Annotated in this window: 19 protein-coding genes; 12 read left to right on the forward strand and 7 right to left on the reverse strand. The window is 72.6% G+C overall.

The genetic code is table 11. The features are described 5' to 3' along the window. The first annotated feature begins 7 nt into the window (after window positions 1-7). The 8 genes from selA (at window position 8) to nrfD (ending at window position 9,958) form a co-directional block, all read left to right on the forward strand. Window positions 8-1,630 carry an L-seryl-tRNA(Sec) selenium transferase gene (selA, locus tag AB0J69_RS26240; protein WP_364122277.1) on the forward strand — a complete coding sequence of 541 codons (1,623 nt, stop codon included), beginning with the start codon at window positions 8-10 and terminating at the stop codon, window positions 1,628-1,630. Continuing rightward, window positions 1,621-3,516, forward strand: coding sequence for a selenocysteine-specific translation elongation factor (selB, locus tag AB0J69_RS26245; RefSeq protein ID WP_364122279.1), 1,896 nt, complete (start codon window positions 1,621-1,623; stop codon window positions 3,514-3,516). The genes selA and selB overlap by 10 nt, the downstream gene beginning before the upstream one ends. A gap of 94 nt (window positions 3,517-3,610) precedes the next feature. Then, the gene (locus tag AB0J69_RS26250; protein WP_364122281.1) at window positions 3,611-4,270 is read left to right on the forward strand and encodes a hypothetical protein; all 660 of its coding nucleotides are present in this window, start codon (window positions 3,611-3,613) and stop codon (window positions 4,268-4,270) included. Between the two features lie 95 nt (window positions 4,271-4,365). Continuing rightward, window positions 4,366-4,953 (forward strand): hypothetical protein, encoded by a 588-nt coding sequence (locus AB0J69_RS26255; RefSeq protein ID WP_364122283.1) that lies wholly within the window; start codon window positions 4,366-4,368, stop codon window positions 4,951-4,953. A 12-nt stretch (window positions 4,954-4,965) separates the two neighbouring features. Then, window positions 4,966-7,389 carry a formate dehydrogenase-N subunit alpha gene (gene fdnG / locus AB0J69_RS26260; protein WP_364122285.1) on the forward strand — a complete coding sequence of 808 codons (2,424 nt, stop codon included), beginning with the start codon at window positions 4,966-4,968 and terminating at the stop codon, window positions 7,387-7,389. Next, window positions 7,389-8,234: a formate dehydrogenase accessory protein FdhE gene (fdhE, locus tag AB0J69_RS26265; protein WP_364122287.1), complete on the forward strand. Its 846-nt coding sequence runs from the start codon at window positions 7,389-7,391 to the stop codon at window positions 8,232-8,234. The genes fdnG and fdhE overlap by 1 nt, the downstream gene beginning before the upstream one ends. Before the next feature lies 1 nt (window position 8,235). Continuing rightward, window positions 8,236-9,063 (forward strand): 4Fe-4S dicluster domain-containing protein, encoded by an 828-nt coding sequence (locus AB0J69_RS26270; protein WP_364122289.1) that lies wholly within the window; start codon window positions 8,236-8,238, stop codon window positions 9,061-9,063. Beyond that, window positions 9,056-9,958, forward strand: coding sequence for an NrfD/PsrC family molybdoenzyme membrane anchor subunit (gene nrfD / locus AB0J69_RS26275; protein WP_364122291.1), 903 nt, complete (start codon window positions 9,056-9,058; stop codon window positions 9,956-9,958). Before AB0J69_RS26270 ends, nrfD begins: the two co-directional genes overlap by 8 nt. A gap of 7 nt (window positions 9,959-9,965) precedes the next feature. Here nrfD and AB0J69_RS26280 read toward each other — a convergent pair whose 3' ends face one another. After that, window positions 9,966-10,313 (reverse strand): helix-turn-helix domain-containing protein, encoded by a 348-nt coding sequence (locus tag AB0J69_RS26280; RefSeq protein WP_364122293.1) that lies wholly within the window; start codon window positions 10,311-10,313, stop codon window positions 9,966-9,968. A 91-nt stretch (window positions 10,314-10,404) separates the two neighbouring features. On the opposite strand from AB0J69_RS26280, the gene AB0J69_RS26285 reads away from it, so the two are divergent. Beyond that, window positions 10,405-11,511 (forward strand): FAD-dependent oxidoreductase, encoded by a 1,107-nt coding sequence (locus tag AB0J69_RS26285; RefSeq protein ID WP_364122295.1) that lies wholly within the window; start codon window positions 10,405-10,407, stop codon window positions 11,509-11,511. 61 nt (window positions 11,512-11,572) lie between these two features. On the opposite strand, the gene AB0J69_RS26290 is transcribed toward AB0J69_RS26285, so the two are convergent. Both AB0J69_RS26290 and AB0J69_RS26295 read right to left on the reverse strand, forming a co-directional pair. Beyond that, window positions 11,573-12,223, reverse strand: coding sequence for a response regulator transcription factor (locus tag AB0J69_RS26290; RefSeq protein WP_364122297.1), 651 nt, complete (start codon window positions 12,221-12,223; stop codon window positions 11,573-11,575). Next, window positions 12,220-13,269, reverse strand: coding sequence for a histidine kinase (locus AB0J69_RS26295; RefSeq protein WP_364122299.1), 1,050 nt, complete (start codon window positions 13,267-13,269; stop codon window positions 12,220-12,222). Before AB0J69_RS26295 ends, AB0J69_RS26290 begins: the two co-directional genes overlap by 4 nt. Before the next feature lie 257 nt (window positions 13,270-13,526). Here AB0J69_RS26295 and AB0J69_RS26300 point away from each other — a divergent pair, with 257 nt between their 5' ends. From AB0J69_RS26300 to AB0J69_RS26310, 3 genes are all read left to right on the forward strand, one after another. Further along, window positions 13,527-13,985, forward strand: a complete 459-nt coding sequence (locus AB0J69_RS26300; protein ID WP_364122301.1) for a CBS domain-containing protein — start codon at window positions 13,527-13,529, stop codon at window positions 13,983-13,985. A 153-nt stretch (window positions 13,986-14,138) separates the two neighbouring features. Next, entirely contained in the window at window positions 14,139-15,425 is a 1,287-nt protein-coding gene (locus tag AB0J69_RS26305) for an ArsB/NhaD family transporter (RefSeq protein ID WP_364122387.1), read from the forward strand. Between the two features lie 83 nt (window positions 15,426-15,508). Beyond that, window positions 15,509-16,189 carry a hypothetical protein gene (locus AB0J69_RS26310; protein WP_364122303.1) on the forward strand — a complete coding sequence of 227 codons (681 nt, stop codon included), beginning with the start codon at window positions 15,509-15,511 and terminating at the stop codon, window positions 16,187-16,189. Between the two features lie 5 nt (window positions 16,190-16,194). Here AB0J69_RS26310 and AB0J69_RS26315 read toward each other — a convergent pair whose 3' ends face one another. The 4 genes from AB0J69_RS26315 to AB0J69_RS26330 form a co-directional block, all read right to left on the reverse strand. After that, the gene (locus AB0J69_RS26315) at window positions 16,195-16,395 is read right to left on the reverse strand and encodes a hypothetical protein (protein ID WP_364122305.1); all 201 of its coding nucleotides are present in this window, start codon (window positions 16,393-16,395) and stop codon (window positions 16,195-16,197) included. A gap of 40 nt (window positions 16,396-16,435) precedes the next feature. Beyond that, entirely contained in the window at window positions 16,436-17,827 is a 1,392-nt protein-coding gene (locus AB0J69_RS26320; protein ID WP_364122307.1) for a glycoside hydrolase family 28 protein, read from the reverse strand. A gap of 116 nt (window positions 17,828-17,943) precedes the next feature. After that, the gene (locus AB0J69_RS26325; RefSeq protein WP_364122309.1) at window positions 17,944-18,984 is read right to left on the reverse strand and encodes a hypothetical protein; all 1,041 of its coding nucleotides are present in this window, start codon (window positions 18,982-18,984) and stop codon (window positions 17,944-17,946) included. A gap of 8 nt (window positions 18,985-18,992) precedes the next feature. Next, entirely contained in the window at window positions 18,993-21,536 is a 2,544-nt protein-coding gene (locus tag AB0J69_RS26330) for a family 78 glycoside hydrolase catalytic domain (protein WP_364122311.1), read from the reverse strand. Window positions 21,537-21,548: the final 12 nt, after the last annotated feature.

A 21,548-nucleotide genomic window follows, 5' to 3' on the forward strand; every position in this document is an offset into this window, starting at 1 on the left:
GCTCGCCATGACCCCGCAGCCGGGCCGGACCGGCCGGGCCGGTGACCCGCGCCGCCACATCCCCCGCACCGACACCGTTCTGGCGGATCCCCGGGTGGTGCGGGCGGCCGGGGGCGCGGGCCGTACCGTCGTGAAGGCCGCGGTCCTCTCGGCGCAGCAGCAGGCCAGGGAGGGGCGGATCGCGCCGGAGGACGTCGTGACGGCCACCGTGTCCGCCCTCGCGGCGGGACCCCGGCGGGTGATCAACGCGACCGGCGTCCTGGTGCACACCAACCTGGGGCGCGCCCCGCTCTCACCCGCCGCGGTGGCGGCGGTGGAGGCGGCCGCGGGGAGCACGGACGTGGAGTTCGACCTGGTGACGGGCGGGCGGGCCGGGCGCGGGCGGACCGCGATGGCGGCGCTGGGGGCGGCCGTGCCGGACGCGGAGGACGTACACGTCGTCAACAACAACGCCGCCGCGCTGGTGCTGGCGGCGACCGCGCTGGCGGCCGGGCGCGAGATCGTCATCAGCCGCGGCGAGATGGTGGAGATCGGTGCCGGCTTCCGGCTCCCGGAGCTGCTGGAGTCCACCGGGGCGCGGCTGCGCGAGGTCGGCACCACGAACCGCACCACCGCCCGCGACTACGCCGACGCCGTCGGGGACGCGACCGGGTTCGTGCTGAAGGTCCATCCGTCCAACTTCCGCGTCGAGGGCTTCACCGCCTCCGCCTCGATCGCCGACCTGAGCGCGCTGCCGGTGCCCGTCGTGGTGGACATCGGCTCCGGCCTCCTCGAACCCGAGCCGCTGCTCCCCGAGGAACCCGACGCCCGTACGGCGCTGCGCGACGGCGCGGCCCTGGTGACCGCGAGCGGCGACAAGCTGCTCGGGGGGCCGCAGGCTGGCCTCATCCTGGGCCGAGCCGACCTGGTACGGCGGCTGCGCCGGCATCCGCTGGCTCGCGCGCTGCGCGTCGACAAGCTGACCCTGGCCGCCCTGGAGGCCACCCTCCGCACCGACCCGCCGATACGCCTCGCCCTCCACACCGCCCCCGCCGACCTCCAGCACCGCGCCCAAGCCCTCCTCACCCGCCTCACCCCCACTCGCCCCACCCACTGCGCCTCCCCTGCCGATCTCCCGAACGACGCCCCACCCATCGACCCCACCGACTCCGTCGAACCCGCGGACTCCGTTGGGCACGCCGACTCCTCCCCGCCCACTCGTCCCGCCGAGGGCGCCGCGCCTGCCGGGGGCGCCCGGCCCGCCGACGGCGCCGGGTCCGCCGACGGTGCCCCCCTCAGCGGTGGTGCCGGGCTCGCCGACGGTGTGGGGCCTGCCGAGGGTGCCGGGCTCGCCGACGGTGCCTCGCCCTCCGACGACGCCCCGCCCGCGCGGTCCTCTCGCACTTCGGACGGTGGGGGGCTGGAGGTCGAGGTGGTGAGCAGTGTGTGCGTGGTGGGTGGGGGCGGTGCGCCGGGTTGCGAGCTGCCCAGCGTGGCGCTGGCGTTGCCCGAGCGGCTTGCCCTTCCGCTCCGGCTGGGCGATCCGGCGGTGGTCGGGCGGGTCGTGGGTGGGCGGCTGCTGCTCGACCTGCGGTCCGTGCCGCCCCACCTGGACGAGGAGCTGGCGCGGGCGGTGCTGGCATGTACGTGATCGCCACGGCCGGGCACGTCGACCACGGGAAGTCCACGCTGGTCCGCGCGCTGACGGGCATCGAGCCCGACCGGTGGGCCGAGGAACGCCGCCGCGGCATGACCATCGACCTCGGCTTCGCCTGGACCACGCTGCCCTCCGGCCACAGGCTCGCCTTCGTGGACGTGCCCGGGCACGAGCGGTTCGTCACCAACATGCTGGCGGGGCTCGGGCCGGTGCCGGCGGTGATGTTCGTGCTGGCGGCGGACCAGGGGTGGCAGGCGCAGTCGCAGGAACACTGGGACGCGATCGAGGCGCTCGGGGTGGAGCGGGGGCTGCTGGTGGTGACCCGGTGCGACCTGATGGAGCCGGCACTGGCGCTGGAGGAGGCGAGGGAGCGGGTCTCCTGGCCGGCGGTCACGGTGAGCGGCAGGACGGGCGAGGGCCTCGACGAGCTCCGGCGCGGGCTGGACCGGCTGGTGTCCTCGCTGCCATCGCCCGACCCGCGCGCCCCGGTGAGATTGTGGATCGACCGGGCCTTCACCATCAGGGGCGCGGGGACCGTGGTCACCGGCACGCTCGCCGCCGGGACCCTGCGTGCCGGGGATGCACTCGTCCTGGACGGGGAGCGGGTTCGGGTGAAGGCGTTGCAGGTCGCGGGGGAGCCGGTGGAGGAGGTCACGGCCACGGCTCGGGTGGCGGTCAACTTGCGGGGGGTCGAGCTGGAGCGGGTGGCCCGGGGGAAGACGTTGCTCACGCCTGGGGCTTGGGTGGAGACGGGTGTGGTGGACGTACGGCTGGATGGGGTGGACGCCGATCTGCCGCGGGAGGCCGTTCTCCACATCGGGTCGGCCTCGGTCCCGGCCCGAATACGCCCCTTCGCCTCCGGCCCGGGCGGGGCCGATCCGGTTGCGGGGGTGGCCAGGCTCGGGTTGGCCCGGGCGCTTCCGCTGCGCGTCGGTGACCGCGCGCTGCTGCGCTGCTCCGGGCGGCCGATCGCCGGCGTGCTGGTGCTGGACGTACGGCCACCGGTGCTCCGTCGCCGGGGCGCGGCCGCGAGGCGGGCGGTGCAGCTGGCACCGTTCGCCGGACCGGCCGGGGCCATGGCAGGGCCGGCGAACCGCATGGCCGGTGGCGGGCCGGCGGGTGAGGTCTCCGGCAGCCGGTCGGAAGGGCGGGCCGTGGGCGGCGGGGTGGCGGGCCGGGTGCCTGTTGCGGAGACGGTGCTGGGGTGGCGGGGGATGGTACGGCGGTCGGAGCTGGTCGCCATGGGCCTCGACCCTCGCCCGCTCGATGTGCCTGGTGCCGGGGACTGGATGGTCGACGGTGGGCGGTGGAAGGAGCTGGGCGAGCGGCTCGGCGCGATGGTGGCCGAGCAGCCGGGCATTCCGGTGGACGCGGCGCGTACCGCACTCGGGTTGCCGGTGCGGGAGCTGGTCGAGGCGCTGGTCAGGGCATGTCCGCCGTTGCGGGTGGCCGATGGGCGGATCGACGGCCGCGGGGTGCCGGAGGAGGTCGCCGGCGCGGTCGAGCGGTTGCGTGCCGAGCTGGCCGGAGCGCCGTACCTGGCGCCGGAGGCGGCGCGGCTGCCCGAGCTCGGGCTCAGCCGGCAGGTGGTGGCGCTGGCCGCACGGGCCGGGCTGGTGCTGCGGCTCGCCGACGGGGTCGTGCTGCTGCCCGGGGCGGACAGGGCGGCGGTACGGATCCTGGCGGGACTGCCGCAGCCGTTCACGGCCGGGGACGCGCGGGCGGCGCTCGGCACCAACCGGCGCGTCGTGATCCCGCTGCTGGAGCACCTGGACCGGCTCCGCCTCACCCGCCGCCTCGACGACCGCCACCGCGTCGTCACCGGATCCGGACAGGGGGAGGAGGGCTTGCGTTCGGGGCCAGGGGAGGGGGCGTCATGACAGACGTTATGACGGAGCGGCGTCATGACGGAGGGGCGGCACGTCAGCGGCGGGATCGGCGTCATCGGGCAGCGAGGTGCGGGAGGCGAGCGGTATGACGGGCGAGCCGGGACGGTCCGGCGATGGTGTCGGGGTGGGGATCGTCCTGCCCAGGCCGCAGGGGGATCCGGGGGAGTGGCTCACCGACGCCGTGGCGTTCGAGGCCGCCGGGGCCGATGCCCTGTGGGTGGAGCATGGCTCGGCGCCCGCGCTCGACCCGCTCACGCTGACGGCCGCGCTGGCCGCGGTCACGTACCGATCGCTGCTGGTCGTGGCCGTGGTGCCGGGGCCAGGGGAGGCGGGGGAGGAGTCCGGCGGGGCCCGGTCCCACGCGCTGGCCACCGTGGAGCGGCTGAGCCGGGGGCGGCTCATGCTGATCGGCGACTCGGAAGAGCGCATCGGCGACTCGGAAGAGCGCACCGGCGACCCCGACGCCGGTGATGCGGCCGGGGAGGAGACGAGGGCGGGGCGCGTGGGATCGGTGCGGACGGTTGTGCGGCTGGCGGACGGGGGGTATCGGGAAGGCGGCACCGGCGGGCGGTGGGCGGCTGTGGGGGTGCCGGGCGGGCGGGGTGCGTGGCGGGAGGTGTTGCGGGAGGCGGCCGAGCGGGGCGATCGCGGTGTGCTCGTGCCCGCCGACCCCAGGTTGCTGGACCTGTTACGGAATCCCGAGGACCCAGGTGGGCGGCATGATCTCCAGCTTGCCCAGGGATGATCTCGACTATCGGCACCATCGGGGCTAGACGCGCACAACGACGGACCATACGGTGAAATAACGGTACCCACGGCTGCAGCTGAGGGGAGTCCGGTATGGAGGCCGGTATGGAGGTCAGCCGGCGGCGGTTCCTGAGCATCGGCCCGGTGGGCGTGCTCGGTGGCTCGGCCCTGGGGTTCGACCTGACCGAGTCGATCCGGGTCCAGCAGCGCCTGCGCATCGAAGGCGCCACGCTGTCCCACTCGTTGTGCCCGTACTGCGCGGTCGGATGCTCGCTCGTCGCCTACACCAAGAAGGCCGCGAACGGCAGAACCGAGCTGCTGCAGATCGAGGGCGATCCGGACAGCCCGGTCAACGAGGGCACGCTGTGCCCCAAGGGTGCGACGTCGCTGCAACTGGCCGTATCGCGCAGGCGGGTGCCGCACCCGCTCTACCGCGCCCCAGGAGCGGCCGAGTGGAAGCAGGTCTCCTGGGAGTTCGCGCTCGACCGCCTGGCCAGGAACATCAAGGCGTCGCGCGACGCCACGTTCGTCACCCAGGACGCCGACGGCAACGTCGTCAACCGCTGCGAGGGCATCGCATTCGCGGGAGGGGCGGCGTTCAGCTCGGAAGAGGGATATCTCGCCACGAAGCTGATGAGGGGGTTGGGCCTGGTTCACCTCGAACAACAGGCCCGTGTTTGACACGGTCCCACGGTGGTCAGTTTGGCCGCCACGTTCGGCCGAGGGGCCATGACCAACCATTGGCGTGACATCAGGCATGCCGATCTCATCCTGGTCAACGGGGCCAACCCGGCGGAGGCCCATCCGGTGGGCTTCAGATGGCTCATGCGCGCCAAGCTCGACCGGGGCGCGAAGATCATCCACGCGGATCCGCGGTTCACGCGGACCTCGGCGGTGGCGGACACGTACATCAGGATCCGTACGGGCACGGACGTCGCCTACTTCGGCGGCCTCATCAACTACGTCCTGGCCAATCGCCTCCACCACGACGAATACGTACGGTGGGCCACCAACGCCGGCTTCGTGGTCAAGGAAGGCTACGCCTTCAAGGACGGCATGTTCAACGGCTACGACCAGGAGCAGGGCGTCTACAACACCAAGCTCTGGGCGTACGAGACCGACGGGAACGGCCACGCCAAGATCGACCTCGACCACCCGCGCTCGGTCCTCAACCTGCTCCGCGCCCACTACCAGCGCTACGACCCCGACACGGTGGCCCGCATCACCGGCATCCCGCGCGAGCAGTTCCTCCAGGTGGCCAGGCTGGTCGGCGAGATGGGACGGCCGGACAAGGTCATGACCATCGTGTACGCCGTCGGCCTCACCCACCACACCACCGGCGTGCAGCTCATCCGCTCGGGCGCCATCCTGCAACTGCTGCTCGGCAACATGGGCCGCCCCGGCGGCGGCATGAACGCCGAACGCGGCCACGCCAACATCCAGGGCAACACCGACCACGCCATCTCGTGGGACATCCTGCCCGGTTACCTGCGCATCCCCGCCCCGGGCCAGAAGGACATCAAGGCGTACCTGGACGAGAGCGCCAGCATCAAGCACCACCCCAGAGCGGTGAACTTCTTCGGCGAGAACTACCGCCGCTACCTGGTCAGCCTGCTCAAGGCCTGGTACGGCGACGCCGCCACGAAGGACAACGAGTTCGCCTTCGACTACCTGCCCAAACCGGCCGCCAACGCCTCCTGGATCTCGATCTTCGACCAGGCGCTGAGGGGCAAGATGCAGGGGGTGATGCTGTCCGGGATGACCGCGACCAGCATCGGTCCCGACTCCAACCAGGTGCTCCAGGCGCTGTCGAACCTCAAGTGGCTGTGCGTCATGGACCCCTTCGCGACCACCAGCTCGGAGTTCTGGCAGGCGCCCGGCATGGATCCCTCGAAGATCCAGACCGAGGTGTTCATGCTGCCCGCCACCCACTGGATCGAGAAGGACGGCTCGTTCACCAACAGCGGCCGCTGGGTGCAGTGGAAGGAGCAGGTGCTGCCGCCGGAGGGCGAGGCCCGGCACGACCACTGGATCCTCGCCGAGCTCTTCCAGCGGGTACGCGACCTCTACCAGTCCCAGGGCGGCAAGTTCCCCGACCCGGTGCTGAGGATGACGCTGCCGTACCTGAACCCGAGGAAGCCCGAGCTGGACGAGATCGCGCAGGAGATCAACGGCCGGGACCTGAAGAACGGCCGCCGGCTGATGACCTTCGTCGACCTCAAGGACGACGGCACCACCAGCGCCGGGGACTGGATCTACACCGGCCACTACCCGGAGGAGGGCAACCTGGCCAAGCGGCGCGACGGCGTCCAGGACCCCGGCAGGAACGACCCCAGCGGCATGGGCCTCTACCCGAGCTGGGCGTGGAGCTGGCCCGCCAACCGCCGCATCCTCTACAACCGCGCCTCCGCCGACGAGAACGGCCGCCCCTGGGACCCCGAACGCCCCGGCATCGCCTGGGTCAACGGCAAGTGGGAGGGCGACGTGCCCGACTACCCGCCGACGACCGGCCCGGGACCGGACGCGCCGCTGCCGTTCATCATGACGGGTGAGGGCGTGGGCCGCCTGTTCAGCAACGCGGTGGCCGACGGGCCGTTCCCCGAGCACTACGAGCCCATCGAGTCGCCGATCCAGAACCCGCTGCACCCGCAGGTGTCGGCGACCCCGGTGGCCTACCGGTACGACGAGCGCGCCGGCCGCCCGAACCGCTTCGGCACCGTCGCCGACTACCCGTACGTCGCCACCTCCTACCGGCTCACCGAGCACGAGCACTACGTCACCCAGAACGTCGAGCACCTCGTCCAGCTGCAGCCGGAGGCGTTCGTCGAGGTGCCCGCCGGGCTGGCCAGGGAGAAGGGCATCGAGACGGGCGACCGGGTGCGCGTGTCGTCCAGGCGCGGCAAGCTCGAGGTACGGGCCGTGGTGACCAAGCGGCTCGGCCCGCTGGAGATCGACGGCAGGCAGGTGTACCAGATCGGCATCCCGATCCACTGGGGGTTCGTCGGGATCAACACCGGGCAGCACTGGCTGGCCAACGCCCTGACCCCGTTCGTGGGTGACGCCAGCGCGCGGACGCCGGAGTACAAGGCGTTCCTGGTCGACATCGAGAAGCTCTGATGTACGGGAGGGAGCGCGTACGGGCCGGGGAGCTGCGCGACCGGTACCCGCACGCGGCCGAGGTGCTGGGGCTCTACCTGGCGCTGGTGGAGGTGTGGGAGTCGGTCGGCGACGACGTTCCGGCCGACGGGGCGCTGGAGTGGGCCGAGGCGAACGTGCTGCCGCGCGTCCTGGCGGCGACCGCCGCCGGCCCCCGCCCGCTGGCCGACGCGATCACCGCGGCCGGGGCGGCGGCGACCGGCACCGGGCTCCTCGACGCCTGGGCCGCGGACGAGGACCTCACCCCGGTCGAGCGCTACCTGGCCCGCGCCACCATGCACGTCGTCCCGCCCAAGGCCTGGACCGCCCGCCGGAAAGCCCCCGGTCCGGCTCGCGACGACGGGCCCGGCCCCGGATCGGCCCGCGCGGACCGGCCCGGCCCCGGCTCGGGCGGGCGGTGCGCCGCGTGCGGCGGGGCGGCGCAGCTCAGCTACCGGGTGGCGAGCGAGGACCCGCTGGTCAGCGGCCGTCGCATGCTCGCCTGCGCCAAGTGCCCGCACGAGTGGAACTTCTCCGCCACCACCTGCCCGAACTGCGGCGAGACCGGCAAGCGCACCGTCCACGCCGAGGCCCACGCGGCCACGGAAGCGCCGCACGTGGGCCGCGCCGCCCCCGACGACCGGTCGGTCTTCCCGCACCTGCGGGCCGAGTCCTGCCAGACCTGCCGAAGCTACCTGATCGACGTCGACCTGGGCCGCGACGCCCGGGCGGTGCCGCGGGTGGACGAGCTGGCCGCGGTGCCCATCGACCTGCACCTCGCCGGCCTGGGCTACACCAAGATCACGCCCAACCTCATGGGGTTCTGACATGCCGCACATCACACCGGGACAGGCGTACGGGTTCTTCACCGACACCAGCGTGTGCATCGGCTGCAAGGCCTGCGAGGTGGCCTGCAAGCAGTGGAACCAGCTGGAGGGCAACGCCCCGACATTCCTGGACGGCTTCGACAACACCGGCAGGCTGGACGCCGAGACCTGGCGGCACGTCCAGTTCCACGACAACGTGCCCGACGAGGGCGTCACGCCGGGCAACGGCAAGGCCTGGCTGATGATGTCGGACGTCTGCAAGCACTGCAAAGAGGCCAGCTGCATGGAGGTCTGCCCGACCAACGCGATCATCCGCACCGAGTTCGACTCCGTCTTCATCCAGCCCGACGTCTGCAACGGCTGCCGCAACTGCATCGCGGCCTGCCCGTACGACGTGATCGGCGCCAGCGAGACGACCGGCATCGCGCAGAAGTGCACGCTGTGCTACGACCGCCTGCAGAACGACATGACCCCGGCCTGCGCCAAGGCCTGCCCCACCGAGTCGATCAAGTTCGGCCCGGTCTCCGAGCTGCGCCGGACGGCGGCCAAGCGGCTGGAGATCCTGCGCGGGCAGGGCGTCACCGAGGCCCGGCTCTACGGGCACGACGAGAAGGTGTACGGCGGTCTGAACGCGTTCTTCCTGCTCATGGACGAGCCCCGGAAGTACGGCCTGCCGGACGAGCGCAACGCCGTCCTGCCCAGCCGCAACAACGTGGGCGGCTACCTGACCGCCGCCGTCACGGCCGTGCTGGGCGTGCTCGGCGGCCTGATCGCGCTGCGCCACCGCAAGGAGAAGGTGGAGAAGGCGGAGGAAGCCACCGATGGATGACGTCCAGCACTTCGCCGGCCCGCCGGACTGGCTGTGGTACATCCTGTTCTACTTCTTCCTCGCCGGGCTCTCCGGCGGCTCGTACGTGCTGGCCACCCTGCTCAGGCTGCGCAACGCCCCCGGCGACGAGCCGATGGCCAGGATCGGCTACTACATCGCGTTCCCGCCGATGCTCATCGCGCCGGTGCTGCTCGCCCTCGACCTCGGCCAGCCGCTGCGGTTCTGGCACATGCTGGTCAACACCACCCCCGGCGGCTTCGGCCTCAACTTCAAGTACTGGTCGCCGATGTCGATCGGGTCGTGGGCGCTGGTCGTGTTCGGGGCGATCACCACGGTGTCGTTCGCGGCGGCGCTCGTACGGGACGGCAGGCTCCGGCTCCCGCTCGTCGCGTGGCTGGACGGCCGGGCCTTCAACGTGGTCGGGTCCCTGTTCGGGCTGTTCATCGCGGGGTACACGGGCGTGCTGCTGTCGGTGTCGAACCAGCCGGTGTGGAGCGACACGTGGGCACTGGGCGGGCTCTTCCTGGCCTCCGGGCTGGCGGGGGCGGCGGCGTTGATGCTGCTCCTGGCCCGCTACCGGCCCGAGGCCCGGCCGAGCGCCCCCATGCTGTCGATCTCGGAGCGGTTGTACTCGTTGCTGGAGCTGGCGCTGATCGCGGCGTTCGCGGTGACGCTGATCGCGGCCGGGACGCAGGACATCGTCTTCGGCCCGCCGTGGTCGCTGCTGTGGGTGGTGGTCCTCGCCGGGCTGCTGCCGGGTTTGTACGGGCTGGCCACCGAGCGCCTGTCGGCGGGCGGCGCGGCGGCCCTGCGGTATTCGGTCGTGCTGCCGCTGCTGGTGCTGGCCGGGGTGCTCGCCCTGCGAGCCGCGATCATCTTCAGCGTCCAGCTCTGATCCTGGCCTAGCGCGGCGGGAGGTGCTCCTCGGCCCACGCGGAGATCTGCTGGAGCGCCGGCATGAGGGCCTTGCCGCTCTCGGTCAGCTCGTAGGTGACCGCCACGGGCGGGCCCTCGTCCACGGTGCGCGCGATCAGGCCCTCCTTGGTCAGCTCGGACAGCCGGTCGGAGAGCACCGAGTCGCTGAGCCCGTCGATCGCCCGTGACAGCTCGCGGAAGCCGGCCGGCCCCGCCCGGAGGCTGCCGAGCACCACGCCGCTCCAGCGCTTGCCGAGGAGCGTGAACGCGCGCGTCAGCGCGACGTCGCTGCGTTCGCAGCTTTCCACGTCGTGTCGCGTAGGTGCCGTCGCCATGCCCCCAAACTAGCAGAAAAACTGCTGCTTTGATTTTAGAAGCGAGTAGTCATAGCCTAGTCGCATCTCGATACCTAGTAGGGGAGAACTGATGAGCCAGAACGCTGACGTGCGTCCGAGCGTCGTGGTGCTGGGGGGCGGGTACGGCGGCTACAAGGTCGCCAAGCTGCTCGACGACGTGGCCGACGTGACGCTGGTCGATCCGTCCGACGCGTTCATGCACAACGTGGCGTCCTGGCGGGCGCTGGTCGAGCCGGAGTGGCTGGACCAGATCTTCCTGCCGTACCGCCGCCTGCTGGTGCACGGCCGCTTCGTCCGGGATGCCGCCGTGGCCGTGGACGGCCGCCGCGTGACGCTCGCCTCGGGGGACACCCTCGAGCCCGACTACCTGGTGCTGGCCACGGGCTCGTCGTACCCGTTCCCGGCCAAGGCCGGCAAGCCGGACGTGGCGGCGGCCAAGGCCGAGCTGCGGGCCGCGCACGAGGTGCTGGCCGGCGCCGAGCGGGTGCTGCTGGTCGGCGCCGGCCCGGTCGGGCTGGAGCTCGCCGGGGAGATCAAGGCGTCGTTCCCCGGCAAGCACGTCATCCTCGCCGACGTCGCGCCCGACATCCTGCCCGGCCCGTTCGACCAGGAGTTGCGCGCTGAGCTGCACCGGCAGCTCGCCGAGCTCGGCGTCGAGCTCAAGCTCGGCAGCCCGCTACGCGAGCTCCCCAGCGCCCCGCCCGCCAGCGCCGCGCCGATCGCGATCGCGACCGAGGCGGGCGACAAGCTGACGGCCGACGTCTGGTACCGCTGCTTCGGCGTCGTGCCCCGCACGGACTACCTGCGGGGAGCCCTCGCGGAGGCCAGGGACGAGCGGGGATACGTGCGGGTGGACGAGCAGCTGCGGGTCCGGGGGCAGGAGCGGGTGTACGCCATCGGCGACATCACCGACGCCGACCGCAACATGGCCGCGTACGCGGGCCGGCAGGGGGAGCTGCTGGCGGCGAACCTTCGTGCGGCGATCACGGGGGAGGGCGAGACGGTCGCGTACGAGCGGCAGCCCGCGATGATCATCGTGCCGCTCGGGCCGGACGGCGGCGCGGGCCAGCTCCCCGGCCAGGGCGTCTTCGGAGCCGAGGCGGCCTCAGAGATCAAGGGCCGGGCCATGCTGGTGGAGCACCAGTCCGTGCACTTCGACGCCCCCGACCCGGTGTGACCCCGACCCGGTGTGACCCCGACCCGGTGTGACCCCGACCCCGCCCCGGGCCAGGTGGGGGTCAGGGTTCGACGAGGCCGGCGCGGATGGCGTAGCGGGTGAGTTCGAGGCGGTCGCGCATGCCGAGCTTCTGCAGGATGTTCGCCCGGTGCCGATCGACCGTCTTCACGCTGATGACCAGCGTCTCGGCGATCTCCTTGGCCGAGTTGCCCTCCGCGATCAGCTTGACGATCTCCTCCTCCCGGGGCGTCAGGATGCTCTCCGGCATGCGCTCGCCCTCCCGGTCCCGCTGCAGGTAGTCGCGGATGAGCGCGGTCACCGCCCCCGGGTACAGGAACGGCTCCCCGCGCATCGTGGCCCGGCACGCCTCCAGCAGGTCCTGGTCGGCGACCGACTTGAGCACGTAGCCGGACGCGCCGACCTTGAGCGACTCGAAGAAGTACTGCTCGTTGTCGTACATCGACAGGATCAGGATGCGGATGCCGGGCGCCCGGCGGGAGATCTCCCTGGCCGCCTGCAGCCCGGTCATGCGCGGCATCGCGATGTCGAGGATGGCCAGGTCCACCGTGTCCTCCGAGGCCGCCGCCACGGCCTGCGCGCCGTCGGCGGCCTCGGCGACCACCTCGAGGTCGGGCTCGGCGTCCAGGATCAGCCGCAGCCCCCTGCGGACGAGCGCGTGGTCGTCGGCCAGCAGGATCCGGGTCTTGTTCACGGCGTTGTGCTCCCATTCGCGATGTCCGGGATGGCCAGGCTGACGCGGGTGCCCGCGCCTGGCGGGGAGTCGACGGTCAGGCGGGCGCCGATGAGCAGGGCGCGCTCGCGCATGCCCCGGATCCCGGCGCCGTCCTGGATCGCTCCTCCCCGCCCGTCGTCGGAGACGCGCAGGACCAGATGGCCGTCCTCGATCGCGAGCGACAGCTCGGCGCGCTTAGCGCGGGCGTGTCTGGCGATGTTGGTCAGGCTCTCCTGCGCGATCCGGTAGAGGACCAGCTCGACGTCGGTGCCCAGCTCCGGGAGGTCCGGCGCGACGGCGCGGGTCACCGGGATGCCGCTCATCCGCGAGACGTCGGTGGCCAGGGCGCTGAGCGCGCTGTGCAGGCCGAGGTCCTCCAGCACGCCGGGACGCAGACGGCGGGCGACCTGGCGTACCTCGTCCAGGCTGGCGCGTACGGTCTCCTGCACGCCGTGCAGCTCCTCCCGCAGGTCGGCGGGGGCGCGGTCGACCACCCGCTTCAGGCCGAGGAGCACCACGGTCAGGCTCTGGCCGATCTCGTCGTGCAGCTCGCGGGCGATGCGGCTGCGCTCGCCCTCCTGCGCGGCCAGCGCGTGGGCGCTGCTCGCGCTGCGCTCGGCCTCCAGCCGGTCCAGCATCGCGTTGAACGTGTCGATCAGGTGGGTGAGGTCGCTGTTGCCGCTGTCGGCCAGCCGGTCGCCGGTGCGCAGCAGGTCCACCCGCTGCATCAGCGTGGTCAGCGCGTCCAGCGGGGCCAGGCTGCGGCGCAGCAGCAGCGCGTTGGCGGCCAGCATCACCACCAGGCCCACCACCAGCACCGGCACCTCGGTCAGCAGGACCGGCGAGGACACCGTGGCGGGGGAGAGCGCGAGCACGATCGTGCCGGCCGCGAACACCAGCCCGTTGATCAGCACCAGCCGCCGGAACAGCGCCCGCGCGGGAGGGCGCGGCGCGCCCGTGGGGGCCGGGGAGCTCTGGGCGGGGGAGCGTGGCGTGCCCCCCGCTCCCTCCGCGCGGTCGTTCATCCCATCAGCCTCTTCGTCGCCGGGTGCCGTTGTCCATGCGGTCTGACCCCCATTGGGGTTTCCGTCCCTACATGTTCTATCCCTGCCCAGATGGGTGCCGGACCCGATGGTGTCCGGACCGCGCCCGCCCAGAGACTTGAGCGGAGCCGGATTGGAGTCAGCGACATGGACGTCACCCGAACGACCGCGGAGATCACCGGAGCGGCGCCATGACCTCGCCGGGGATGCCCGGACGCCTCGTCGAACGGGATGATGTCATGCATGCCAGCAATATCGCCGTGAACCTGCCGACCGTGACCGTGCACGACCCCGTCACCAAGGCCGTACGGATCATGGCGCTGGGCCGGATGCCCGGCCTGATCGTGGTGGACGACCGGGGCCGGCCGTCGAGCGTGCTGCCGGGGACGCAGGTCCTGCGGCTGGCGGTGCCGGGGGCGTACCAGGAGGATCCGGCGCTCTGCCGGGCGATCGACGAGGCCCACGCGGACCTGTTCTGGGGTGAGCTGGGTGAGCTGACGGTGGGCGACTGCCTGCCGAGCCGGCCGGCCAGGCCGGCGACCGTGCCACCGGACGCGACCCTGCTCGAGGTGGCCGCACTCATGGCCCGGCTGCGCAGCCCCATCGTCGCGGTCGTCGGCCGCGACGGTGTCCTCGTCGGGGCGATCACCCTGGAGCGGCTGCTGACGAGCCTGGCCCTCTCCGGCCCGGAGGACTGAGACACCCCGACCCGACCGGGCGCGCGCCACCGGCCTCGCCCGGCCTCAGCATGCTCACCGTACGGAGGTCATCGCCGTGTTCCCCGAACACCCCGCCATGTCGTCATGCCCAGACCAGCGCCGCAGGCAGGCCGGGCCGCCGGGGCAGGACGGATGAGCGCCCTCGCCGCACTGGCGATCTTCCTGGTGGCCTTCTTCCTCATCGCCACCGAGAAGGCCGACAAGGTCAAGGTGGTGCTCGTCGCCGCGGGGCTGATGGCCGTGCTGGGCCTGATCCCGGGGGCGGAGGTGTTCTTCTCCGAGCACGAGGGCATCGACTGGAACGTCATCTTCCTGCTGCTCGGCATGATGATCATCGTCGGTGTGATCAAGCAGACGGGCGTCTTCGACTACCTCGCCATCTGGGCCGCCAAGAGGTCGAAGGGCCGCCCGTACCGGCTGATGGTCATGCTCATGGTGATCACCGCCGTCGCCTCGCCGTTCCTCGACAACGTCACCACGATCATGCTGGTCGCGCCGGTCACCATCGTGGTGTGCAACCGGCTGCGGATCGCCGCGCAGCCGTACCTGATCGCGGAGGTCCTCGCCTCCAACATCGGCGGCGCGGCCACGCTCATCGGGGACCCGCCGAACATCATCATCGGCAGCCGCGCCGGGCTGACCTTCAACGACTTCCTGGTGCACATGGCGCCGATCGTGGTGGTCATCTTCGCGGTGTTCGTGCTGTTCACGCGGGTGCTGTTCCGAGACTCCTTCCAGTACAACGCGGAGCACGTCGCCGAGGTGATGGCCTTGCAGGAGCGGCGCGCCATCACCGACCCGCGCCTGCTGGCTCGCTGCCTGGTGGTGCTGGGCGCGGTCGTGGCCGGGTTCGGGCTGCACGCGGTGGTGCACGTCGAGCCGTCGATCGTGGCGCTGGTGGGCGCCGGGGTGATGCTGCTGGTCTCCCGCGCGAGCGTCTCCGAGGTGCTGAGCGAGGTCGAGTGGCCCACGCTGGTCTTCTTCATGGGGCTGTTCGTCATGGTCGCGGGCCTGGTGCACACCGGCGTGATCGCGGCGATCGGCACGTGGGCGGTGGACACGCTGGGCGACGACTACTTCGTCGCCGCGACGGCGCTGCTGTTCGGCTCCAGCGCGCTGGGCGCGTTCTTCGACAACATCCCGTACGTCGCCACGACCGCCCCCATCGTCGAGGGCGTGGTCGCCGCGGCCCCCGACCCGCAGACCGGCCAGGCGCTGTGGTGGGCCTTCGCCCTGGGCGCCGACTTCGGCGGGAACGGCACCGCGGTCGCGGCCAGCGCCAACGTGGTGGCCATCGGCATCGCCGCGCGCAACGGACACAAGATCAGCTTCTGGCAGTTCACCAGGTACGGCATCGTCGTCACCGTCCTGAGCACGGTGCTGGCCTGGTTGTACGTCTGGCTGCGCTACTTCACCTGACCCCGTCCCTGATCCGGAGCCAGGGGAAAATCAGGGACGTTCACCGATGATCGGACCGGCCGATGCGGGGCATTGTGGCCAACATGAACCCCGCTAACCGTCTCGCCCAGATCTCCTTCACCGCCGGGCCCGCCGCCCTGCTCGGCGGCTGGTTCCTCATGCGTCCCATCGACGGCGATCTCGTGCCGGGACCGTGGTGGACGGCCGCGCACGCGGTGTGGCTGGCCGCCTTCCTGATGTTCGGCCTCATGACGCTGGCCATGCGCGGCCTGGCGGGGCCGCTCAGGGGCGGGAGCCGGGTGGCGGTCGAGGCGGTCACGGGGGTCGCGCTGCTCGGCGTGGCGGCCAACGTGGTCCAGCTGGCCATCGACCTGTACGCCGGGTTCGCCGTGGCGGACGGGGAGGCGATGCGGGCGCTGATGGAGCAGGTGAAGGGCTATCCGGGGGTCGAGCTGATCATCTACGGGCCCGGGGCGCAGGTCTTCTTCGCCGCGCTGCTCGTCCTGGCGGTCATCCTGGCCGTGCTGCGCCGGGTCACGCCCGTCAGCGCCGTCGTCACCGCCGGCGGCGTGGTGCTGCTGGCGGTGGCCACGTTCCAGGAGGGCAGGGGCTCGGCCCTGGTCGCCGTGGGGATGGCGGTGATGTGGCTGGGCACCCTGCTGCTGGGCCGGGGACCGTCCGGAGGGCTGGGCAGCGCCGCCACGCCTGTCGGAGACGGCGCCACCACGCCTGCCAGAGCCGGAGAGGGCGCCACCACGCGTTGAGCGGCCTAGGGCGCGGCCCGGCAGGCCGGCTCGTAGGTCCGGCCGGGCAGGTAGCGCCGCCACTCCGCCTCGGTCAGCCCCCGGCCCGCCCGCGCGCACACGGCCGCGATCAGCGGCTCGAGCGCTGTCGGCAGCCGGGTCAGCCGCCCGGCCAGCCAGAAGCCGCCGATCCGCTGCGGGTCCCCGTCGATGAGTGCGCTCCCCATGAAGGGTTGGACCACGAGCGGGGCGGATCGGTTGCGGCCCCTACACGCGGCGGCCGTTGACCCACACGTTGCGCAGCTCGAAGCCGCTCACGTCGGTCACCACGTCGGCTTCCGCCATCTCCTCGAACACGCTGTTCGTCACCCGCACGCCCCTGATCGGGTTGCCCGGGTTGCCGATCAGGTGGAACGCCCTGGGTGCCCGCCCGGCCCGCAGCCCGCGGAGGTCGATGGCGCCGACGTCCGGGAAGTAGGGGCCGGTGTGCTTGTTCTCGTAGTTGAGCGCCACCTCCACCACCGAGTCGGCCGCCTGCCCCACCGTGATGTCCCTGACGTAGACGTCCCTGACGTAGCCGCCGCGGTCCGGGTTGGTCTTGATCCGCACCGCCCGTTCCAGCCGGGCGCTGCTCATCGTGCAGCCCCACGCGAACACCCAGCGCACGCCGCCGGTCGTCTCGCTGCCGATCGTCACCCCGCCGTTGCCGTCGCGCATCACGCACGAGTCCACCAGCACGTTCAGGGACGGCTCGTTCACCCGGCGGCCGTCGGCGTTCTTGCCGGCCTTGATCGCCACGCAGTCGTCGCCGGTGTTGAACTCGCACCGCTCGATCAGCACGTCCACGCAGGACTCGGGGTCGCAGCCGTCGTTGTTGGGGCCGTGCGGGCTGTCCACGGTGACCTCGCGGATGGTCACGTTGGCGCACAGGACCGGGTGGATGTTCCACATGGGGGAGTCCTTGACCGTCACGCCCTCGATGAGCACGTTGCGGCACCGGTAGAGCTGGATGAGGTTCGGCCGCAGGTGGTGGCCCGCGCCGAACACCCGCTCGGCCACCGGCACGCCCTCCTCGGCCATGCGGGCCAGCAGGTCCTTGTCGGGGCGCTCCGACGGGGGCGGGTCGCCCGACCAGTCCCACCAGTGCGTGGCGTCGGCCTGGCCGTCGATGGTGCCGGCGCCGGTGATGGCCACGTTGGTCCGGCCGTGGGCGTAGATGAACGGGGAGTAGTTCATCAGCTCGATGCCCTCGTACCGGGTGTGGACGACCGGCAGGTAGTCGGCCGGGTCGCGGCTGAAGCGGATCGTCGCGCCCGCCTCCAGGTGCAGCTCGACGTTGTCGGCCAGGTGGATCGCGCCGGTCAGGTACGTGCCCGCGGGCACCAGCACCCGTCCCCCGCCCGCCTCCGCGCAGGCCGCGACCGCCCGCCGGAACGCCTCGGTGCACTTGACGGTGCCGTCGCCGACGGCCCCGTGCCCGGTGATCGGGAAGATGCGGTCGGGGAAGCGCGGCGGCCGGATCCGCCGCCTGATCAGCGGCACCCGGGCCCAGGCGGCGGCCTGATCGGCCGCGGCGGCCGGGGACGCCACCGGCGCCACCAGCAGGCCGCCGACGGCCGCGGCCAGGAACCTCCTGCGGGACTGCCCCACATGCTCCATGGATGTCCTCCCTGTTGATGCGAGGGGGTTGATGCGAGGGGGTTGATGCGAGGGGGTTGATGCGAGGGTCGGTGTGAGGGGTCGGTGTGAGGGGGCTCGATCTGGAAGTTCGGCGCTCACGAGTGGGTCATGGAGATGCCGCGCCGCTCGGCCATGGTGTGCCGGCCGACCCGGTACGGCTCGCAGCGCCGCACGGCCGTGTAGAAGTGGTGGAGGCGGCCGTCGCGGGAGACGACGGCGGGCTTGTGCGCGTAGGTGTCGTCGGCCGCGCCCGGCGGGCCCACGTCGACGAGGATCTCGTCGCCCTTGTGCCAGGTCCGCAGGTCGCGCGAGACCGCGTAGCCCTCGCGGGCGTGCCCGTCGAAGGAGAGCCCGAAGTAGAACATCACCCACCAGTCGCCATCGCGCAGCACGCACGGGTCGGAGGCGAAGCGCTCGTCGAACGCGCCCGCGCCGCCGTTCGGCACCACGGGCTCCGGGCTCGGCCGCTCCCAGCGTTCGAGGTCGGGGGAGACGGCGTAGCCGATCTGCTCGCGCCAGCCGTCGTAGGTGCGGTTCTTGGCGTTGTAGAAGCAGTAGTAGAGGCCGTCGTGGCGCAGCAGCCACGACTTGTACAGCCCGCCGCGCTCCCACGCGCCGCCGTCCTGCGGGCGCAGCACCGCGCCGGTGTCCGTCCAGGTCAGCAGGTCGTCGCTGGCGCAGAACCCGATGATCGCCGCACCCGCCTCCATGCCGGGCTCCGGGTAAGCGTGGTACGTGCCGACCGCGCGCCCGTCCAGCCAGGTGACCTGGCCGGCGGAGCCGAGCCGGTTGTCGCGGACGATCGAGGTCAGCGCGGCGTTGTAGCGCCGGTACGGGTGACCGGGGGCGCGGGGGAGGACCACCTCGCCCGGCGACCAGGACTCCAGGTCGCGGGAGCGGCTCAGCGCGGTCTGGTAACCCGTCCCGTCGAAGCCGACGTACGTCATCAGGTACTCGCCGCCGTCGGAGCAGACGAACGGGCAGTCCACGAAGAGGCCGTCGAAGCGGCCGGGCTCGCCGGACGGCTCGACCAGCAGCCGCCCCGCCTTGTACGGCGTCCTGATCCCCGCCGGGTCGTATCCGCTCACCGGCCCGCTCACCGGCCCGCTCACCGGCCCGCTCACGGGCCCCCTCATCGGCCCGCTCATCGGCGCGCCCCGAACGTCCACCGCCCGGCCGGCACCTCCCAGGCCCGCGCCCCGACCGCGACGGCCCCCTCGGGCGCCGCGTGCCGCTCCAGGCCCAGGTCCGGCAGGCGTACCTCGGCCGACGAGCCGGGCGGCACCGTCACCTCCAGCCCGAACTCGCCGTCCCCCCGCTCCCACGACACGCTCACCTGGCCGTAAGGGGTGCCGGTGCTCGCGCGCACCGACTCCAGGTCGCCGGGCGCGGCGGGCGCGATCAGCAGGCGGCGGAAGCCGTTCGACCCGGGGGCCTGGCCGATGCCGCCCAGGCCCCGGTAGAACCAGGCGTCGATGGCGCCCAGCATGTAGTGGTTCTGCGAGAGCCCGCGCGTCGGCCCGTCCCACGCCTCGGTGAGCGCCGTGGCGCCGTGCCGCACCTGGTAGCCGTAGCTCGGGTGGCTCGTGGAGGTGGCGAACCCCCACAGCGCCTCGTGCCGGCCGGCCCGGGTCAGCACCTGGTAGAGCGCGGGCAGCGCGATCTCCCCGACCGTGATGGCCCCGCCGCGCACGGCCTCGCTCAGCCGGTCCAGTGCGCCCGGCACCAGCTCCTCCGGGACGACGCCCATGTCCAGCGCCAGCACCTCCGACGCCTGCCCACCGCCCCCGAAGCGCCCGTCCTTGAGGAAGGCCCCGGTGAACGCGGCCGAGATCGCGTCGGTCAGCGCCCGGTAGCGCTTGGCGTCGTCGTCGCGGCCCAGCACGCCGGCGACCTTCGCCATCGTGCGCGCCGCCCGCCAGTAGCCCCAGGTGGCCACCAGCGGCACGGGAGTCGAGTCGTCCAGGCCGAACCAGTCGCCGAGCCCGTGTCCGAGCAGGCCGTCCTCGGCCCGCCCCGTCAGGTAGTCGACGTAGCGGCACATCGCGCCGTAGTGCCGCTCCATCGCCGAGGGGTCGCCGTACCAGCGGTAGAGCTGCCACGGGACCCGCACCATCGCGCCGCCCCAGTTGGCGTCGTCCCGGAAGGCGCCCTCGAACACGACGTACTCGGGCGCGATGTCCGGGACCAGGCCGTCGGCGGTCTGCGCCTCGGCGATCGTGACGAGCAGCTCGCGGCAGTAGGCGGCGACGTCGTAGTTGTAGGCCACGACGTCGAAGAGCAGATGTGCCTGCTCCAGCCAGCCCAGCTTCTCCCGGTGCGGGCAGTCGGTCAGGACGCTGTACATGTTGCCGCGCACCGCGCGGTCGATGATCGTGTGGATGTCGTTGAGCAGCCCGTCGGAGGTCTCGAACCGGCCGACGCACTCGTTGTCCGCGCGCAGCACCAGCGCCGCCAGCGCCTCGGGGCCGGCGTGCGCCGGCAGGCCCTGGGCCTCGACGTAGCGGAACCCGTCATAGCGGAAGCTCGGGTGCCAGGTCTGCGGGCCGTCCTTGGTGACGTACGTGTTGAAGATCGGCGCGCCGGTCGTGGGCTTCGACTGGACCACCCGGCCGTACGCGTCGAGCTGGTCACCCGGCAGCAGCCGCAGGTAGTGCCCGGCGGGCAGGTCGAGCCGCAGCTCCGCCCAGCCGGCCACGACCGTGCCCACGTCGAAGACGGCCGTCCCGTCGGCGGCGGCCAGCTTCGCGGCGGGCAGCTCCTCGGTGACCCTGATGGGCGGGCAGGCGCGGGCCCGCAGCAGGTCCGTGCCGTCCGGCCGGACGGTCGCCGGGCGCCAGCCGGAGCGGTCGGTGCCGGGGGTGTCCCAGCCGGCGATCTCCCGGCGGGCGTCGTGGTCCTCGCCGCCGTACCAGTGCGAGCGGGTGGTCGGGCCCTCGGTGGCCAGCCAGCCCGCTCCCGTGCCGAACCGCTCGGACGTCCCGTCGGCGTAGCGCACCTCCAGCTGCGCGATCGCCTTGGGCGCGGCCTTCGAGCCGTAGAACTTCATGTAGCGGTCCTGGTGCGGGAAGACGTGCGCGATCCCCGGGCCGAGCGCGATGCCGAGCGCGTTCGCGCCCGCGCGCAGCAGCGCCGTCACGTCGTGCGTGGCGTACGCGACGCGCCGGGCGAAGTCCGTGTACGGGGGCTCCAGCACGGCGTCGGTCACCGGCGCGCCGTTCACGGAGGCCACGTAGACGCCCAGCCCGGCGACGTACAGGCGGGCGCCGGCGACCGGACCGGCCACGGTGAACTCGCCCGCCAGCAGCGGCAGCGGGTGTCCCTCGCCCACCCGGGGGTCGTCGTCCCCGTCGTACCAGTCGGGGTGGGTGATCCAGGCGGCGCTCCAGTCGTCCGCGCCGAGCAGCCCCAGCTCGAAGCGCGCCTCCCGGCTCCAGCCGGACCAGCGGCCGGCCCCGTCGCGCACCCGCACCCGCCAGCGCGCGGCGGTGCGGCTGGTCAGGGGGGCGCCGTCGTAGACGACGCGCTGGTCCGCCGAGTCCACCTCGCCGCTGTCCCACAGCCCCTCCACGCGCACGTGGTATCCGGTCTGCGCGGCGGTGCCGGTGAGCTGCCAGCTCAGGGCGGGCCGGGTGGTCTCGAGGCCGAGGGGGTCGGTCAGGTCACATGTTCGCAGGTTCGTCACCATGGGCAACGGGGC

Origin of the sequence: Nonomuraea sp. NPDC049709, from assembly GCF_040674815.1 — a bacterium.
GTDB lineage: Bacteria > Actinomycetota > Actinomycetes > Streptosporangiales > Streptosporangiaceae > Nonomuraea.

Coding starts and splice junctions, on each gene's coding strand:
- AB0J69_RS26300 (WP_364122301.1), top strand. CDS start 13,527: ATGCATGCCAGCAATATCGCCGTGAACCTGCCGACCGTGACCGTGCAC.
- AB0J69_RS26270 (WP_364122289.1), top strand. CDS start 8,236: ATGCCGCACATCACACCGGGACAGGCGTACGGGTTCTTCACCGACACC.
- AB0J69_RS26330 (WP_364122311.1), bottom strand. CDS start 21,536: ATGGTGACGAACCTGCGAACATGTGACCTGACCGACCCCCTCGGCCTC.
- selB (WP_364122279.1), top strand. CDS start 1,621: ATGTACGTGATCGCCACGGCCGGGCACGTCGACCACGGGAAGTCCACG.
- AB0J69_RS26255 (WP_364122283.1), top strand. CDS start 4,366: ATGGAGGCCGGTATGGAGGTCAGCCGGCGGCGGTTCCTGAGCATCGGC.
- AB0J69_RS26280 (WP_364122293.1), bottom strand. CDS start 10,313: ATGGCGACGGCACCTACGCGACACGACGTGGAAAGCTGCGAACGCAGC.
- nrfD (WP_364122291.1), top strand. CDS start 9,056: ATGGATGACGTCCAGCACTTCGCCGGCCCGCCGGACTGGCTGTGGTAC.
- AB0J69_RS26315 (WP_364122305.1), bottom strand. CDS start 16,395: ATGGGGAGCGCACTCATCGACGGGGACCCGCAGCGGATCGGCGGCTTC.
- AB0J69_RS26305 (WP_364122387.1), top strand. CDS start 14,139: ATGAGCGCCCTCGCCGCACTGGCGATCTTCCTGGTGGCCTTCTTCCTC.
- selA (WP_364122277.1), top strand. CDS start 8: ATGACCCCGCAGCCGGGCCGGACCGGCCGGGCCGGTGACCCGCGCCGC.
- AB0J69_RS26310 (WP_364122303.1), top strand. CDS start 15,509: ATGAACCCCGCTAACCGTCTCGCCCAGATCTCCTTCACCGCCGGGCCC.
- AB0J69_RS26295 (WP_364122299.1), bottom strand. CDS start 13,269: ATGAACGACCGCGCGGAGGGAGCGGGGGGCACGCCACGCTCCCCCGCC.
- AB0J69_RS26250 (WP_364122281.1), top strand. CDS start 3,611: ATGACGGGCGAGCCGGGACGGTCCGGCGATGGTGTCGGGGTGGGGATC.
- fdhE (WP_364122287.1), top strand. CDS start 7,389: ATGTACGGGAGGGAGCGCGTACGGGCCGGGGAGCTGCGCGACCGGTAC.
- AB0J69_RS26285 (WP_364122295.1), top strand. CDS start 10,405: ATGAGCCAGAACGCTGACGTGCGTCCGAGCGTCGTGGTGCTGGGGGGC.
- AB0J69_RS26325 (WP_364122309.1), bottom strand. CDS start 18,984: ATGAGGGGGCCCGTGAGCGGGCCGGTGAGCGGGCCGGTGAGCGGGCCG.
- AB0J69_RS26320 (WP_364122307.1), bottom strand. CDS start 17,827: ATGGAGCATGTGGGGCAGTCCCGCAGGAGGTTCCTGGCCGCGGCCGTC.